This window comes from Enterobacter sp. SORGH_AS_0287 (assembly GCF_031453695.1).
In the GTDB taxonomy this organism is placed as follows: Bacteria; Pseudomonadota; Gammaproteobacteria; order Enterobacterales; family Enterobacteriaceae; genus Enterobacter; species Enterobacter ludwigii.
On record NZ_JAVIZW010000001.1, the window covers coordinates 2,969,835 to 2,986,679 of the forward strand.

Annotated in this window: 20 protein-coding genes and 1 pseudogene; 8 read left to right on the top strand and 13 right to left on the bottom strand. The window is 47.9% G+C overall.

The window, feature by feature from the left end:
- Positions 1-154 precede the first annotated feature (154 nt).
- The 4 genes from QE396_RS14120 to QE396_RS14135 all read left to right on the top strand — a co-directional run bounded on the left by QE396_RS14120 (position 155) and on the right by QE396_RS14135 (position 3,076).
- Complete coding sequence (locus QE396_RS14120) at positions 155-1,150, top strand: LacI family DNA-binding transcriptional regulator (protein ID WP_020885349.1); 996 nt, start codon at positions 155-157, stop codon at positions 1,148-1,150.
- A 50-nt stretch (positions 1,151-1,200) separates the two neighbouring features.
- Positions 1,201-1,773: a DUF1349 domain-containing protein gene (locus tag QE396_RS14125; RefSeq protein ID WP_020885350.1), complete on the top strand. Its 573-nt coding sequence runs from the start codon at positions 1,201-1,203 to the stop codon at positions 1,771-1,773.
- Positions 1,774-2,061: 288 nt separating this feature from the next.
- Positions 2,062-2,319, top strand: coding sequence for a YjhX family toxin (locus tag QE396_RS14130; RefSeq protein WP_014168433.1), 258 nt, complete (start codon positions 2,062-2,064; stop codon positions 2,317-2,319).
- Between the two features lie 10 nt (positions 2,320-2,329).
- Positions 2,330-3,076, top strand: coding sequence for a cyclopropane-fatty-acyl-phospholipid synthase family protein (locus QE396_RS14135; RefSeq protein ID WP_020885351.1), 747 nt, complete (start codon positions 2,330-2,332; stop codon positions 3,074-3,076).
- Between the two features lie 95 nt (positions 3,077-3,171).
- Here the strand turns inward: QE396_RS14135 and QE396_RS14140 are convergent, their stop codons facing one another.
- Together QE396_RS14140 and QE396_RS14145 are read right to left on the bottom strand one after the other, a co-directional pair.
- Positions 3,172-3,624 carry a SymE family type I addiction module toxin gene (locus QE396_RS14140; RefSeq protein WP_020885352.1) on the bottom strand — a complete coding sequence of 151 codons (453 nt, stop codon included), beginning with the start codon at positions 3,622-3,624 and terminating at the stop codon, positions 3,172-3,174.
- A 524-nt stretch (positions 3,625-4,148) separates the two neighbouring features.
- On the bottom strand, positions 4,149-4,961 hold the full coding sequence (locus QE396_RS14145; RefSeq protein ID WP_020885353.1) for a hypothetical protein: 813 nt from the start codon (positions 4,959-4,961) through the stop codon (positions 4,149-4,151).
- A 253-nt stretch (positions 4,962-5,214) separates the two neighbouring features.
- Here QE396_RS14145 and QE396_RS14150 point away from each other — a divergent pair, with 253 nt between their 5' ends.
- On the top strand, positions 5,215-6,114 hold the full coding sequence (locus QE396_RS14150; protein ID WP_309951411.1) for a phosphorothioated DNA-binding restriction endonuclease: 900 nt from the start codon (positions 5,215-5,217) through the stop codon (positions 6,112-6,114).
- A 155-nt stretch (positions 6,115-6,269) separates the two neighbouring features.
- Here QE396_RS14150 and QE396_RS14155 read toward each other — a convergent pair whose 3' ends face one another.
- The 11 genes and pseudogenes from QE396_RS14155 to QE396_RS14205 all read right to left on the bottom strand — a co-directional run bounded on the left by QE396_RS14155 (position 6,270) and on the right by QE396_RS14205 (position 14,356).
- The gene (locus QE396_RS14155) at positions 6,270-7,277 is read right to left on the bottom strand and encodes a restriction endonuclease (protein WP_004216518.1); all 1,008 of its coding nucleotides are present in this window, start codon (positions 7,275-7,277) and stop codon (positions 6,270-6,272) included.
- 76 nt (positions 7,278-7,353) lie between these two features.
- On the bottom strand, positions 7,354-8,184 hold the full coding sequence (locus QE396_RS14160; RefSeq protein ID WP_309952640.1) for a DUF4942 domain-containing protein: 831 nt from the start codon (positions 8,182-8,184) through the stop codon (positions 7,354-7,356).
- Positions 8,185-8,297: 113 nt separating this feature from the next.
- Complete coding sequence (locus QE396_RS14165; RefSeq protein ID WP_309951414.1) at positions 8,298-8,618, bottom strand: TA system toxin CbtA family protein; 321 nt, start codon at positions 8,616-8,618, stop codon at positions 8,298-8,300.
- A gap of 20 nt (positions 8,619-8,638) precedes the next feature.
- Complete coding sequence (locus QE396_RS14170) at positions 8,639-8,995, bottom strand: type IV toxin-antitoxin system YeeU family antitoxin (protein ID WP_309951416.1); 357 nt, start codon at positions 8,993-8,995, stop codon at positions 8,639-8,641.
- Positions 8,996-9,070: 75 nt separating this feature from the next.
- Positions 9,071-9,385: pseudogene (locus QE396_RS14175) on the bottom strand (antirestriction protein); the annotation flags it as partial.
- Between the two features lie 31 nt (positions 9,386-9,416).
- Positions 9,417-10,238: a DUF932 domain-containing protein gene (locus QE396_RS14180; RefSeq protein WP_309951419.1), complete on the bottom strand. Its 822-nt coding sequence runs from the start codon at positions 10,236-10,238 to the stop codon at positions 9,417-9,419.
- A 120-nt stretch (positions 10,239-10,358) separates the two neighbouring features.
- Positions 10,359-10,823: a hypothetical protein gene (locus QE396_RS14185; RefSeq protein WP_309951422.1), complete on the bottom strand. Its 465-nt coding sequence runs from the start codon at positions 10,821-10,823 to the stop codon at positions 10,359-10,361.
- 25 nt (positions 10,824-10,848) lie between these two features.
- A complete protein-coding gene (locus QE396_RS14190) occupies positions 10,849-11,322 on the bottom strand; it encodes a hypothetical protein (RefSeq protein WP_309951425.1) in 474 nt (157 codons plus the stop codon).
- Positions 11,323-11,342: 20 nt separating this feature from the next.
- Positions 11,343-12,032 carry a WYL domain-containing protein gene (locus tag QE396_RS14195; RefSeq protein ID WP_309951428.1) on the bottom strand — a complete coding sequence of 230 codons (690 nt, stop codon included), beginning with the start codon at positions 12,030-12,032 and terminating at the stop codon, positions 11,343-11,345.
- A gap of 214 nt (positions 12,033-12,246) precedes the next feature.
- Positions 12,247-13,122 carry a GTPase family protein gene (locus tag QE396_RS14200; protein ID WP_309951430.1) on the bottom strand — a complete coding sequence of 292 codons (876 nt, stop codon included), beginning with the start codon at positions 13,120-13,122 and terminating at the stop codon, positions 12,247-12,249.
- 127 nt (positions 13,123-13,249) lie between these two features.
- The gene (locus QE396_RS14205; RefSeq protein WP_309951433.1) at positions 13,250-14,356 is read right to left on the bottom strand and encodes a hypothetical protein; all 1,107 of its coding nucleotides are present in this window, start codon (positions 14,354-14,356) and stop codon (positions 13,250-13,252) included.
- A gap of 489 nt (positions 14,357-14,845) precedes the next feature.
- Between QE396_RS14205 and QE396_RS14210 the strand changes: the two genes are divergently transcribed.
- The 3 genes from QE396_RS14210 (at position 14,846) to QE396_RS14220 (ending at position 16,755) form a co-directional block, all read left to right on the top strand.
- Positions 14,846-15,052 carry an AlpA family transcriptional regulator gene (locus QE396_RS14210; protein WP_004108780.1) on the top strand — a complete coding sequence of 69 codons (207 nt, stop codon included), beginning with the start codon at positions 14,846-14,848 and terminating at the stop codon, positions 15,050-15,052.
- Between the two features lie 96 nt (positions 15,053-15,148).
- A complete protein-coding gene (locus QE396_RS14215) occupies positions 15,149-15,742 on the top strand; it encodes a hypothetical protein (RefSeq protein WP_309951436.1) in 594 nt (197 codons plus the stop codon).
- Positions 15,743-16,101: 359 nt separating this feature from the next.
- Positions 16,102-16,755, top strand: a complete 654-nt coding sequence (locus QE396_RS14220; RefSeq protein WP_309951439.1) for an inovirus Gp2 family protein — start codon at positions 16,102-16,104, stop codon at positions 16,753-16,755.
- Positions 16,756-16,845: the final 90 nt, after the last annotated feature.

Here is a 16,845-nt window from a genome sequence, read left to right on the forward strand (position 1 = left end):
ATCACAAAAGTTAACGTTAACATTAATGTGTTGAGATCGCGCTCAAACTTTTGAGTGTGACTTGCGTAACCATGGGTGTCGGTGCCTAGAATAGGACATTCGCATTGGCTCACAACACCTTACCGGGTCGAATGCATTCAGATAATGGAAAGCTATGGCGTCTTTAAAAGATGTGGCCAAACTGGCCAATGTATCGCTCATGACGGTTTCCCGGGTGCTCAATGACCCGAAACGCGTAAAGCCTGAAACCCTGTCCCGGGTGCAGGAGGCGATCCTGCAGTTAAATTACGTGCCTGACCTCTCAGCCCGGCAGGTTCGTCGTGTCGGCTCCCGGAACAAAACCATCGGCGTGCTGGCGCTGGATACCGTCACCACCCCTTTTTCGGTAGAAATCACGCTATCTATCGAAGAAACCGCACGGGCGTACGGCTGGAACAGTTTCGTGGTGAATATGTTTACCGATGATAACCCTGACGATATTGTCGACCTGCTGCTCGCCCACCGGCCCGGGGGGATCATTTTCACCACCATGGGGCTGCGTGAAGTGAGCATCCCGCCCCGACTACTGGAGCACCCTTGCGTTCTGGCCAACTGCGAGAACATGGGAGAACCGGTTGCCAGCTATATACCTGACGATGAACAAGGCCAGTATACGGCCGTACAGGCCTTGCTGGCGGCGGGATACAGCCGCCCTCTCTGCCTGCATTTACCTGTCAACCATCTGGCGACGCGTCGCCGCCGTCAGGGGCTTGATCGCGCCTGCCGTGAAGCCGGTATCGATCCTGATACGCTTGAACACTGCTATATGCAATTTGGCGATGAGCACTACCGGGATATTCCGGAGATGCTGCTGGCGCATATCGTTCAGGGGAAACCGCAATTTGATTCGGTCATCTGTGGTAACGACCGTATTGCCTTCATGGTGTATCAGACGCTGTTAACGCAGGGGATCCGAATCCCACAGGATATTGCCGTTCTTGGCTACGATAATCTTGTCGGCATCGGAAATTTGTTTTTACCCCCGCTATCCACGGTCCAGCTGCCGCATTATGAGATTGGGCGCTTAAGTACCCTGCACATTATCAATGGCGACACCCACCGGGATAAGGTGCTGGTCGAGAGCCCCTGGCTCAGGCGCGAATCCTGTTGAGCAAGGGAGGCCGCATACCGACGACCTTTTGACAGTCACCTGGGGACATTATGCAAAACGAATTTTACTGGATAAACGAACCGGCCAAATGGCATAGCGAGAACAACACGTTATCGGTCGTGACCGACGACCACACCGATTTCTGGCGCCATACGTGGTACGGATTCGAGCGTTTCTCGGGCCACATCTACGCGACTGACGCGGCAGGTGATTTCACGTTTCAGACAAACATCCGCGCTGATTTCAGCACGCTCTATGACCAGGCGGGAATCATGCTGATGTCGGACGAGCAACACTGGCTCAAGGCCGGAATTGAATACAATGATGGCGCGCCGGCCATTGGCAGCGTACTGACGTTACAGGCCTCCGACTGGGCAACCGGTATCTTCCCGGGTAACCCCCGGGAGTTCTGGCTTCGCCTGACCCGCAAGGGAGACGCGTTGCGGTTACAGTACTCAGCAGACGGGCTGTCGTGGCCTTTGCTGCGTTTATGCCATTTTCCGTCGGGGCCAGTGAAAGTCGGTGTCATGTGCTGCACGCCTGAACGCAGCGGCTTAGCCGTCGAGTTTAGTGATTTCAGTCTCGCTCCGGCCATGGATAAAGCGCTGCACGATCTCAGCTGATTTACATCGCGCCATCCGGTTCTACGATCCGTTGATGGCGCTGCCTGAGCTTCCACCTGGATCACACTTTTCCCACCCGACCATTCCCTTAAAATAAACAGGTGATATTATTCACCCCGTAAATACCTCTCAACTCAACCCGAGGCTTTGATGCTGGAGAATGTCATCATCCGATAATCAGCTCCCCGACCTTTCAGGCCGGACTGATTATCAATGCGCCGAAATCGAATGCGGACACCGCGGTGTGTTTGCACGTTTTGCACATGATGATTAAACAGGTTTTCCAGTATGAATTTATCCCGTCAGGAACAACGTACCTTACACGTTCTCGCCAAAGGTGGACGTATTGCGCACGTCCGCGATAGCTCAGGCCGCGTCACCGCCGTTGAATGCTACAGCCGCGAAGGGCTGTTGCTCGCCGACTGCACGCTCGCCGTCTTCAAAAAACTCAAAACCAAAAAGCTGATCAAGTCCGTCAACGGTCAGCCCTACCGCATTAACACGACCGGGCTGAACAGCGTTCGTGCCCAGCCAGATAATCGTTAAGGAGAGGATGATGGATATCCCACGTATTTTTACCGTCAGCGAAAGCGAACACCGCATTCATAACCCGTTCACCCCGGAAAAGTACGCCACGCTGGGCCGCGTGTTACGCATGAAGCCAGGCACGCGCATTCTCGATCTCGGCAGCGGTTCGGGTGAAATGCTCTGCACCTGGGCGCGCGATCATGGCATTACCGGCACCGGCATCGACATGAGCCGACTTTTCACCGAACAGGCAACGCGCCGTGCTGACGAACTCGGCGTCAGCGATCACGTGCGTTTTATTCATGACGACGCGGCCGGATACGTTGCAGATGAAAAATGTGATGTGGCGGCCTGCGTGGGCGCCACCTGGATTGCCGGCGGCGTCGCCGGAACAATGGCGCTGCTGGCAAAAAGCCTCCGGCCTGGCGGGATGATACTCATCGGTGAACCCTACTGGCGTCAGGTTCCTGCGAGCGATGAGATAGCCCAGGCCTGCGGCGTCTCGTCCATCGCTGACTTTCTCACCCTGCCCGACCTGGTCGCCTCGTTCGACGCACAGGGCTATGACCTGGTGGAAATGGTTCTGGCAGACCAGGAAGGCTGGGACAGATACGAAGCGGCGAAATGGATGACCCTGCGTCGCTGGCTGGCGGAAAACTCTGACGATGACTTTGCACAAGAAGTTCGCGCGGAGCTGACAATTGCGCCCAAACGCCACGTCACCTACACACGAGAGTACTTTGGCTGGGGGGTGTTTGCGTTGATTGCCCGATAGCCTGAAACAGGCGGTATAGCCCTAACGACTATACCGCCTTCACGCATCAGGTATTAAGGCGGCTCAGGATAATATGAACGCGGATTCCGTCACGTTCACCCGCGTTTAATCACCGGGATATCGCCCGTATCATTTAACGCCCCCGGAAATGTTTTTAACCACTGAGCGACTTTTTGTTTATTGATATTCGCCACACTCATCCCTTCCAGGCATCCCCACAATTCTCTTGTATGCTGCGGCGTGATCACAATACAGTCTTTCATCACCCGGATTTTAACCGGCATACCGCTGATAAACCCTGCCCGGGTTAACCAGTCTCCCCCCAGCGGAAGATATTTATTATCTATCCGGGCATAGAGTTCACAGCAGGCGGAACTTGCTTCCGGCGTTTCTGCGCGGGGGTGAACAGGCGCGGCACTGGTCTGGTTGCCGTGAAGACGGCGGGTGCTGTTTTTGCGTACCAGCTCGCGGTTTTCAATCATGCCGGTGAAAGCATCTGATTCTGTTTTGCAAACCGTAAACTCTGGCATAAAATTCGGCGCAGCCATTTTCAACTCCTTTTCAGTTGCTTGTGGTTAGCGGTATGGGGGTGTTGCAGCACCTTCATATCGCGTCTCGTTGTAAATAATTCCTGTGAAACTCACTCTGCCGTTCGGCGTTATTTCTGATGCGTATTATACCAGGCTGAATATAAATACAGCGGTTTGGCGTGGGGTAAATTTGGAATTTGTGAGGGGGATTCAGGAAACATCAAAAAAACCACAAGACACATTTACGCATCAATCAGCATTGGAATCAACGCTGTCTAATTATACTTACCATATTATTCTAAAAAATTGACAACATAAAAACCACATCAATGGTTACCCTTGTAATTTACATAAACTTAACCCCCCTCTAAAAACCAATACATGCATTTGTTTAGTAAGAAAACCCACGTACTGAGTGTAATTAAGAAAATCAACATCACCGACCAATTAATAATATTAGCATAAGTGATATTGTAAACTATAAATCAAATAATTGAATTGCAGCAATTTTCTTTGCTGCAATACTTCACTATGTTATTCATCTAGAATGCGAGCGACATGCCGGAATTTTTTACAATAATCCTTTTATCGTTAATCTCCAATAAAGACGTACTACCTATCCCGGTAAAAAGAGCATCACATTTAAAGTGAGTTTGATTTTTATTTCCTGTTAGATACCTAGCCATTTCCAAGTCGCTACCTTCAAGAGTAACCGTAACATCATATTTCCGAAAACCAATATAGCTCATACTTGTATCGTTGAGAATAGGTGGCATACCAGACAGAGTAAAAAATATAAAAATTGAGAATACGACAAGAGAAATTAGATGATTTTTTTTATGGCCTCGTTTGATCCTTCGGTCTGTATAAGCATGAGGAACTAATGATATACAGATTGACATTATCATTATGGACAGGGTAACTGATAATGTGTCAATCTTTCCAGAATTAATCCCAGAAAAAATAACCAACCCGCCAGTTAAAGCAATAAAATAATGGTAAGGCATATAACTATAAATTTTCATCCTCTCTGCAATTAAATTTATGCCTTTGAATTGGCGAAGCAACCTCTTATCCTTTATTTTCCGCATCTGAAGAACGAAAATTATAAACTTCATTGCAAAATTAGAAATTACAACTGAAATGGAATACCAGCAAAGCAAGAAAAATAACAAAAACAGTGAAAAGGACATAATAACCATGAAAAAGAAAATCACATCTGAAAGTGATAAACCTGTAGGAAAAAAACCAATTCGCACACAATAATACACGAAAACAGCCACACCTGAAGAAAATAAACCATAATATATACGCTTTAGAACTTCTAACTTCAAAAAACGATTTAATAATTCCACATTATATCCCCAGTAATAATCGCACAAAAATGATATCCCTAAGATGGATAGTCAGTCTATTAATTTTAAAAGATCTACTGGGATAAATTACAGATCTTCCTCTTCAAATTTAAGGGCCATGACGGAGGTACTAAAAATGAGTGGGAAAAGCGTTCTCCGTCGACGTATTGTGGTTGATAGTGACACATTGGTGGGTTGAACAAGTGCGAATTTTCGAGCATCATCGCAATTATTTACCTTCTTCCGTAACGCGATGGCTTCCAGCAAAACACTCGAACAGGCAATTGCCAACATCACCATCTGGCGCAAGGGCGAACAACGTGCGCCACATAAGCCTTTATTGCTTCTGTACGTGCTGGCGAACTATCAGCAGGGGCATGCACGTCTGTTTGACTACGGTACCGAGGTACATGCTCAACTGCTAAGCCTGTTAGAACGCTTTGGTCCAGACAGGAAAGAACATTACCCGAACATGCCCTTCTGGCGGCTCAAAGGGGATGGATTCTGGGATCTTGAGAACAGTGAACTCTGTTCCACCACTGGCAGCAAACAGCCACCGGTAAAAGAGCTGGTTGAACATAAGGTCGCTGGCGGTTTTGATGAAGAACACTATGCGCTACTGAGAAAGAACAAGAAGCTGATCGGCTCGCTGGCACAGAAGATCCTTGAGGCGCATTTCCCGGAAAGCATCCAGGAAGAGATCGCAGATGAGATGGGTTTTGATATTCAACAGATCCGTAAGGTTCGCGATCCGTTGTTTCGCCAGCAGGTGCTTCGCGCCTATAACTATGAATGTGCAATCTGCGGATTCAACATGCGACATGATAACACCTCCGTTGCGCTTGAAGCCGCGCATATCAAATGGAAACAGTTTGGCGGGCCGTGTGAAATCCCGAACGGGCTGGCGCTGTGTGCAATTCATCATAAAGCGTTTGATAAGGGATCGATTGGGCTGGATGACAGTTTGCGGGTTCTGGTCTCTGAGGCGGTAAATGGCAACGGGAATGGGATTGTAGGAAGACTGTTCTGGGATTTCGCCGGGAAGCAGATAGCACTGCCGATGGTGAAAGGGAATTATCCAGGGGAGGGGTTTGTGGAATGGCATCGGAGGGAGGTGTATAGGGGGGAGTGCGAAGGCCGGACTCGAATTTAACACCTAACAGGCTGATATCAATGTAGTTTATAAATAGGAATAAATAGTTATACCCACACTTGTACCCACAAGTTAAAAACCGTATAAAAAATAGACATTTCGAGTGGGTATAAAGCCATACCAGTAGAACACCGATATGGCTGTCAAAGCAATATTCACGCAGGCAAGAAAGTTTTCTTCAGAGGCACCAAAAGTTTGGTCTCAATATCAACTTGCTCGTAGTTCTCAATAAGCGCCCGGACGAGATCATCAAGCGTCCAGAGCGTCAGTGGTATCGTCGAACGGTCGGCTTCATATCGAGCATCTTTCGTAAAACCCCCTGTACTGACATAAAGACCGCGATCGTCTTTATGGCGACCGCCAATAAAGCTGCGAATCTGCTGACTCCCCATTTGCTCCCTGCGATGTTTTACCTCAACAATAATACGTGGATTTTCAAAACCGAACCCATCAGGTGAAGCAATGATATCTTTACCCCGATCGGCTCCTGCAGGTGAGACCTGCGTTTTATAGCCCATACTGCGCAAAACTCCAGCAACCAGATTTTGCATCTCGTCCCAGTCAAGAGAGTTGATACGATCTTTGATACCCTCAAACGCCAGCATTTCCATATCGCGGAGCGGATCAGAAACGACCTCATCTTCATCCATCACAACTGGACTCTGAGTAATAACATCTACAGTGGGTTTCTTATCCTGCAAAAGTTCTTCTAGGGCATATTCTGGAAGCTGGAAAACTGTCAGCGTAGAACCCAACGTGTTTTTGGTAGCAACAGACAGTCTATCGCGGTCGATTTCTTGAGTATTCCATTTAACCTGCCGAGCGATACCCATCCCCTCTTCCACCCATTCAGGATGATATTGGAAGTCTGAAGTAACTTTGCCTAGCAAATAAGTACGGTTGGCTGGCGAATAGGTAATAACCCAATCACCCTTTTGGATCTCATTCACAAAACGCCAGACCTGCGATGCACCAGAACGCGCAGTTCCCAGCTTTGTTAAGGGATCTGCCTCCTGGTATAAGGCAAGTAACTGGGCTCGGGACAGGCCGGGTTTAACTAATGGAGCCAGTTGAGACCAACCGATACCCACGATTTGTTTATCACGGAAATCGTCATAGAGTTTGCCGCCGTCACCGCGAATCATCCACATTCTATTGCCCATACCCATCCCTTCATGAGGAAAAGAAATTATGCTGGATCATAAGCTTGTTAGCCGCATGCGTCAAAACTCGCAAAAATTACTTCGCTAACATTCCTGGGTAGTGTTTAGCGATAATATCGTTCATCCTCTCGACCAAATCCAGGCGCTTGAAGGTCACATGCGCTGTGCCCTTCTGAAAGTAACGAATACTGAAGAACTCATCTTCGTAAACGTCTTTAGCCGGGTTATCACGGATATGCTCCATCAACAGGGTAGTGACATCGCCCCGGTTGTCAGGGATCGGTTTACCATCAAGCAGAAATAGCATTCGCTCCAGGTCCGCCAGTTGGTCCCGCCGCCCCCCCCAGTTCAGGCTAAAGCCCCAGCGGTTATGCGTCACCAGATTGTTGATAATGATTTTCTTACCGAAACAGCAGGGGCTGTTGGTTTTGTAATCCCACGATAGTCCTTTGAACACGTTGATAATGCCACGTTCGAAAACATCCATTTTGTTCAAATGTAGCTGCTCAAAGGTACTAAGGATATTTGCCTCACTAATAGTTGGTAGATCGCCCTCCTCCAGGTTCTTATGCCACTGGTCACGAGCTTGTGCATCCATCAAAGCCATCATGCCAGACTTCAACATCAAGTCTCGCCAGATACTGCGATCTATATTGCGGGTGACGGCTGGCATTGCTTTATCTGGCATTTCTGTCAGCCAACTATCGTAGCGATGCCCGGATTTCATTGCCCAGTCTTGCGCAGTTCCACCGCCGACTGCGGCAGTTAATCGGGAGATAGTATCAAGCTGCAGAATAAGCTGCTCAATCTGTATCAATGCAGCATCACGGCCTGTGACTACACGTTCAATATTTGTCGAAAGGATGAGCTCGTTATGATCCGTTAATACATCGGTTTCTGTTTGCATCATTAATCGTCCATAAAAGCAAACACGCCTGCCGGAAGTGGTAGGCGCATTATGCAATGATTAAAATGAGGGAAAAGTGCAGAGGTAAAAATCTGGAAAGAGGCTCGAGGAATTTAAGTATTCATTAATCCGGTAGCACGTCTGGCCCTGAGAATATCGACAGCGGTCAGGAACGGTGTCTGCTCCTGCCAGCTAAATCCCCTGCGGTCGATACGAACCAGTTCGTACTTCTCTACCAGAAAATTAACGGCATCAGCCAGTGTGATACCGGCATCAATATGTTTCTGAATGGCAATCTCATCACTGAATGGCGTGTCGTTCAGTTGGAGGCCATAGTGCTGTTCAAGCAGATGGGTTAGTAGCATTTGCCAGATAGTCACGGGCGACAGGCATGGCTTCGCCGTCCGCATATTTGTTGCAGGTAGAAATTTCATTTTTTCTCTCGTGAAAGTAATTAACGTTGAGTTGGATAAATGGCGATGTATACGTAGCCGCAACTACCAAGTGTGTCAGCTTCGCAAGTGAGCCCATTGTGATATAGCGTGACGCAGTGCTGATACCGGGGATTGAGTTCGCCGCTGGTCAGCATTAGTTCCAGTTGTTTGAGTATCGGGGGAAAAGCTTGGTCCAGGCGCAACGCATCCTTGTCGCTGAAAGCACCGTTGAATCCGGCCCGGTCAGCGAGAAAATGCAGGCGGTTGCCTTCCTGCACCAGACGAGCTCCAAAACAGGGTGTGATCGTACTCTGTAGCCCCCACTGCTGGCAGGCGGGATTCTCCGGCTTGGTACCGGATTCTGAGTGATTGTTCATTATTGTTCCTGATTAAAGGCAAGGATTAATTAAGAGTAACGCTTCGAAGAATGACATAGGGACCATTGCGGTCCTGACGACGTTCATCCCTGCCGCTTCTCCGCTCATCTCCGCATCGTTGCCATTCATCGGATTGAACAACGTCCATTTCTCACCGTCGGGCTCCGGAGCCATAAATGCGCCGCCGTTGCTGAGTGTGTAAAAGCTCCAGACGCCGCCGCTGTAATCAGCGTACAGACGATCCATCCAGCCAAATATTCGGGGCTCAAGGGTTATCCATTGTGGAATGGAGCCAAAGTGCTGTGGCCAGAAGCCGATGCGTAACTCGTCAGGGACCACCGAGGCAGTAATTGCTGTCTGCTCAGATAACCGAAGGTGTTGTGTAACCATTAAACTATTTCCTTATGCCGGAACTGTTTTTTTAACGACCGAAAAACGCAAGCATGTTTTCTGCCATTACCCACAGGGCGCGATTGAGCTTCACATCGCCATCAATACCGATAACGGCACGGGTGCGGCTGTTTTTCCCCTGTGCGGTTCGCCCTGACAGACCACCTTTCATCAGGTTCTCCTGCACGCGCTGATAGACGGTCCACAGGTCATCGCTGTAGTCCTCCCGGCGGCGTGGAGTCAGCAACTGCGATACCGTGACCGGCTGGTGGTCCTCACCAAATCGATACTTCAGTGCGGCATTTGCCAGCGCGTGACGGGCCGGGGCTGGTAGCGCCAGCGACTGCATTGCATCGCGTTTCTCATCCACCCGATCAAAGACCCCGAGCACTTCGTAAGCTCCCTCAATCACCTTCTCGACAACATTACCCTTATGCGGCACCCGCACTTCGCCAAATGACTGACCGCAGACCAGTCCGTTGGTACAAACACCACGAAACAATCCCGGCAACATCTGGTAGCTTGATGAGCCGTCATGGCTATTAAGCAGAATGATTTCCGGCACCTGATGCCCGGTCAGTTGACCGGTACGGCGCAGGCGCAGCATGTGTTTGGTGTGCTCCCGCTTGCTCTGGTCCCGAACCTTTGTCTGACAGGCAAAGAACGGCTCAAAGCCTTCCCGCTGCAGACTTTCAAGGATGGTGATGGTCGGGATGTAGGTATAACGGTCTGAACGAGATTCATGCTTGTCACTCCCGAACACACTGGGGACATGACTCATCAGCTCTTCGTGTGTCAGTGGCCGGTCACGGCGTATCTGGTTGAGACGGCCAAAACGGCTGGCTAATCGCATGGTTAACTCCTTATCTGATAATGAAATAAAAACAAAAAAGGCCATGTTCCCGAAGGAGCATGGCCTGTTGCTATCTGGTGTTGGTGCGTAGCGGGCTGGAGGGACCTGAAATGTGAATAATTAATCGCCGTAGTGTGTGGTCCGACACTCACTGAGGTCAGATAGTTCTTTTTGCGTATTCTTCAGACCCGGACTAAAGGAGCCAACTTTGTTATTGTTGACGTAAACATCGAACGTTGCGGCGTCACCGATAGCATCAATAAACTGAATCCACGCATTATCCCCATTTCGCCAACCCAGCGAGGAGGGTAAATGAAACTGTCGGTCATTCATTACGACCGTTACTGCTGTTTTGTCATCATGTGAATCAACACGAGTACCGTCAGGTAAATCGATGAGTACATTATGTTGTAAAGTGTTCTGTTCATCAGGGTTTATCGTGCAGTTAAGGTTAAAAACGACACTTGCAGAGCTGGTAATCAAGTATTCTGTTATGCCTTGACCAAAGCCGCTGGTCCACATATTTGGGATAGCAGAGGCTGTCAATGGAAATAATAATGCAATTATTAATGATGACTTTTTCATATTTATTCCTTGTCTGGAAGACAATTTATTTTGAATCAGGCCATTTATAACGAAACACTTCCTTTCCGTTATATAGCCCTACCATATCCTCAAACTGGGGTCTTTTAACATTAGGGCGAAAGGTCACTTTCATGTCTGGGCTGCACATATCTCTGGTTGTTACCTTAGATGTAGCATCAGGCGTTATGGTATAACCCGTTGCAATGTAATCAGTAGCACTATTGTTGTCACCAGGGTTGATCCATCCCCAAATGCCAGCTTTGCAAGCTTTTAACGGAGCTGAACGTACCAGGATAAATCCGCCTGACGCATCAATTTCAGTAGCTTTACACAATTTCCGCACTTGATGGTAAGCATCACACCAAAATTTGTTGCCACTCTTATTATTCACTACAGCAGGTAATATCCCTTTATAAATACTGGATGCTTCCGCAAAACCTGACGTGATTAACCCAATGTAGATACCAGGTATTAATAGCACTAATTTTATTTTTTTCACTTCATTATCCTTTTATTTGGCTAAAGCGTTTTAGTACTGAAGGCAGATATAATGTCATTGATACATTGAAAGTAAGGTAAAGCTTGAAGGAAATCCGGGCGGGACAGAATGTCGCGCACGGAGGTGTCGGGGGCAAAATTGTCGGGATGGAGCGTGACCGCACGGATATCTATCAGCGGCAGCGCGATAATGCGGGCCTGATGCGTTCCTGTCAGATACCAACTGCCGTCATGCAGCACCAGACGGTAGGGGGCTATATCCGCATGACAGCATCCGTTACCGCGCAGGGTCACTTTCCTGTATTCCGAGATGCCACTTACCAGCCGGGTAAAAACTCCGCTGTCGGTGACTGGCAACGAGGAATGTTTCTGCCAGATAAGACAGGGGGACTCACCAGGTCCGCCAAGCAGGGAGGTGACCAGATGACTGTCCAGTCCCGGAAACAGGATCTCAACTCCCGACTGTCGGGCAAAGGTCATTACTGCCAGCTCCCGTTGGCGGTTGCCGGAAAGCAGACGACACCGGCCCTGTCGGTACTCCAGGTCCAGATACATCAACCGTTCACGGAAATCCCGGCGCAAGGTACGGACCGACACACCAAACTCTGCGGCTAGCTTGTGCATATCCAGCGTCTCGCCTGCCACCAGGCGACCGATAATCATCGACAACCTGACGGCAAGCCGATCATGGCGGCGTGCTGTCTGAGTCATAAGGCTTTGTTCTCCGCTGAGCTAATAGACTGAAAAGATGCGGTTTAGTGTAACAAGGACGTAAGGCAGGGTATGGACACGCCAGTACGATTTTTTAAATCGGTCGAAGTCAGGAATGGTGCGGCTTTCCAGAACATGCTGGTCGTCAGTACGATGAAAAACAGCCGCTAACGGACAGGGTATGTCCGCACGCTATTGGCATAACAGCGAAACGTCAGAAGAAAATCCAGTTCCAGACTGCGCGGGCAACCGACACGACGACATCACGTACATTGTTTATAACGTTTCGGACAGGGGGCGGAAGTAAATGCGATGATGCAACGGAATCAAACACGCTGCCCACCGCGCAACCAAAACTATCTCTGGCCTGCTTTTTTACCGGTTCAGTACAGAGCTTCTTGTGCAGTTGTGTCGTCAGTGGGCTGGTGGCCCTGTCAGGCAGGCTGCGCATCATGCACTGCACCATCGCTTCCATCCCCCAACCGGTTCGAGCCGACACGACACAGACCGGATGATGCGACAGGAACAGTTGCTGTACTGCGCTCCGCTTAGCCTCAATAGTCAACTGTTGGTCCGGAGATGGTGTATTGCTGGTGGTATTCCACTGATGACAGGGTTCAGCCTTATCAGCCTGATTCAAGACAAACAGAAACCGGCGCTGGCAGCCCACCATAACTTTTCGATAAAAATGCTCATCTACCGACAGAGCGCGATCATCCGTTTTAATAACCCACAGCACTAAATCCAGTTCAGGCAGGATACGACGATACAGTGCGGAGTATTCTTCATCGCGTTGCTCACTTTCCCCCACGCCCGGTAAATCAACAATCATCAGACTGTGGTTGCTATTATGGAGCCGGAAGCGTAGCACATCGCGGGTACAGGCCCCCACATCGCTGACCGACGTAACTTCCCCCTGGAACAGGGCATTGCATAGACTGCTCTTACCCGCACCGGTTTTGCCCATGATCCCGATCACGGGTTCGTAGTGAGTGATAGTTTGAATATGTTCAAGAATAGGTTTGACGATAGCATAGGGTAGTGATGCCAGCGGCCTTTCGATGGCCTGAAGAGCTTCAGATTTTTTCATACAAATATCTCGATGTGAAAACAACAATCCCCGCGATCCGTTGAAGAACGCGGGGGGGATTCACAGCGATAATATCTATCTGAAATTATTTGGGGTGATGCCTTGTTACTGATGCATCAAGTTATAATTACAGGGCTTTACGCTTAGCTTCATGAAAAGCTTTGTCAATCAGTTCGTTAAGAATGTCCTTTGATGTGGTTTTCTCTATGCTGGCAATAAACTCTAGTTTTTTTTGAGCCGCTCTAGTTAGTCTGGCGGCAATAGGATCCTTTGCTCTTCGGGCTCTTCTTTCCCTTTGATCCCATGCCTTTTTTAGCTCATCAAGGAGAACCGTTTTGTGTACAATTTCTTTTTTGCTCGTTCCCAGGCGATCAGAAAATAATTTATCTGGATTGCGCTTTGGATTTTTCTCCGTTAAATAATCTAGCTGTTCTATTGACCACCCTTTCCAGTTATCGAACGTCGCGATAATAAAATGCCATTGTTGACTATGATCCCGAGGTTGAAATGGAATGCCAACACAGCGCTTATGCATTTCATCCCAAAGCCACTGGCAATGTTCTTTATTTTTACTGTTAAGCCAGGAAAAAGGTGACGGGAATCTTTTGAATTGTATTCCCCACAAAGAAGTGATATCCGATATTATCTTCAATATCTCTCGATCAGAATGATATCTAAGAAGTAACTGGTCAATAACGCTAAAAAAGCTGTTGCGTATATTGATGGAATTTTTAACATTTGAGTTAGTGACGCCGTCTGCAAACATTAAATCTGCCGGTGGAAATTTGTTATTGCTTTTACTATCGCCAACAATTTTATTATCAACCAAACCAATGTTAATCTCTGTAACATCATCCGAGGTTTTTATTTTTTCGCTAGCTACTTCAATATCCAGCCCTTCATTAATCTGCCGTTCTAATTCGCTAGGTAAATCTTGAGGTGGAGAGAAAAAACTAGCGTCAGTCTGATATAAAGGGCTATCAAGCGTTAACGCAAGTGTTCCCCATCCACTTTGAGGCTCGCTTAGAGCAGTATCATTGTTATTCTGTTTAACTCTACTGCGTTCCGCCCATCCTGAAAATTCTGTAGTTAAATGGAACAAAAAAAAGTGACATGCTCTATGGTCTTTTTTTAACCATGTCATTTCTTTTTCCAACCCTTTTACCACCTTGAATTTTCTTTGATATCGATTTTCGTTCTCACTTTTATCATTAACTTCAGTTTTTTTGTTCACGATCATCACCTTTGCAAATGATTGTTATTTTCAATTGGTGATGTAATGCACTGCCTTTACCACCAAAATGTGGGTTTAGAATAAGATTTCTTGTAAAAAAATCAAACGGAATTCATAGAAAATTCAATTCAAATGCATAGAAAATACGTAGGGTAATTCAGAGGTGAATGTCTGGTTTTACGGGGTTAAGGGTAGCTTTATTGCGTTTAAGACACAATCATTGCATGTGAGTGCTTTCTATACGTACATTACCTTTTAGAAAAAACAGACTATCAATGAGGAGTAGCTTTTTGCCACGACGCCTGGTTTGCAGTGGCTCCGCCAAAGACAAAAGAAGGTAGCGCGCATCGGCAAGCATGGTTTTGGAGTGATAATGGTAGGTAAATGGTCCTCTCTTTTTTTACGTTTCCCTCGGTTGGTATGTCGGAGCAGTGGTCGTTATCAAACATCACGAATCCGGCTTACCTTTCATAACCGGAGATACAAATCATGACTACGCGTCCCTCACTTACCGAAGACCAGTTCGTTGACATGGCTTTTATCACCAGTCTGCTCCAGATGACAGACAAGTGGATTTATAAGCTCATTAAGGACGGAATCTTTCCCAAACCAATCAAGCTGGGGCGAAGCTCCCGATGGTTAAAAAGCGAAGTCGAAAACTGGCTACAGGAACGAATCGACCAGTCCCGTAAATAACCTCCCGCCAGATTAAACCCTCAGCAGAATAATGACTTTCCGGTTTCTCCGGAGGTTTTCTGCTTTCTGTAATTTAAGCCAGAAGGAATATGAACCATGAAAGATTACAAACCTCGTTACGAAGAACTATATAAATATTATCAGGTCTGGTTGACCGATTTTACGAAGCTGACGGTCAGATCGGGTATGTGCCACCAGAATATCTACCACCATCATACCCTAACGGTTGGCAGCCTTAAGTTTCCGGGAGAGGAAGAGGTTATTGCTATTGTCCCCCAATGCCTGCATCGGATTATTTATGGCAGAGCAGCAACCCCACTGACTGTTAATGATGACCTGAGCGTCAGTTTATTTACCCAGGAGCATCTGCTGGCTCACCATCCCATGCTGGAGGGGATTTTGCTGTCTGAGTGCGTGCGTTTAAAACAGCGTCCTCTGGCAAATAAGCTCATCAGTTTGTTCCGGCAATTCAGCGGTAGCGAGCTGCGTCTGACGCTGGTCTGGCTGTGCTGGTACGATTTAATGCTGGGTAATTGCCTTGATGACTGGACCGACAATCTCAGGTTCAAAAAAGACAAAGAGATAGATATCTGGGTCAATGACCGACAGGCAGAAAACCTTGCGCTGGCCAGTCTGATGGATGAGTATGTCTGCTTTGCTTGGAGGACAACTTCCGAACCACTGGGCTAATCCCCTCAGATACATTGTAGCCCACCTGACTCCATCGAAATTCATTATTTTATGAGACAGCTAACTTCGGAGTGATATTAGTCCAAAAAACAGCCACCCAAGCCATACACAGCAAGGCTTCCCGGCGTTAGCCTGCGTCGGATAGGTAATATACACTTATAATACAACCACTTAATAACACATCAGGTATGAGTAATGTTCTGTAGTCATAACAGTCACTGGTCAATCAGCCAAGAGCACCTGTGTTCTGCATGACCATCAGCATTACCTCCCTGAATCCCCCATTTAAACCACTATGTCAGCCTGTCTCACGGGGCAGCATCGTGCCTGCTGTTCCGCGACAGGCGGAGGAAACCACTATGTTTTTATTTGATGATACTAAGCCTATGAAGCTCGACCCAAGCCAGGCACCTTTCAACGTGCTTTATCTACAAAGAGTTGCTGAAGTGCTCTGTCACGCACTGCAGGACCATCCGCAAACCACAGTTATCAGGGTGGATCTGCACTTACCGGAAGACGGGGATGTGGGCGACAGCATTATCAGCGATGCTGATTTAAGCCAGGGGCTAATGTCCCGTTTTATCGACTCACTGAAAGCTCAAATAGTCGCTTACCGATACCAAAAAGCCAGAGAAGGTAAACGCTGCCATCGCACTTCAGTTCGCTATGTCTGGGTGTTGGAGCAGCCTGAACTTGATGGCAAGAAGCATTACCACCTGGCTCTCCTCGTCAACACCGACACATTCAATGCTCTCGGAACCTACGATGAACAGGGGAAAGGTCTGGCCTCCCTGATTCAGAACGCCTGGCTGAGCGCAATGAAGAAGCGAGACTGGCCTGAATATCTGACGTTAGTCCATTTCCCGGATAACCCTCTGGCATTCCTGGAGCTCAATAAGCCGGATTTCAGAGATAAACTGGATGCTCTGACATTCCGTCTGAGCTACATGGCAAAGCATCGTACTAAACGCTACAGCAGTACCGAACGCTCATTCGGCTATAGTCAGGGCTGATATTCCATACACCCTTTTTACTGGTGGCGATTTATTTACGTCCCAACCCTATAGTGTGACAACCACGGGACTGTAACAACAGCCAGCACA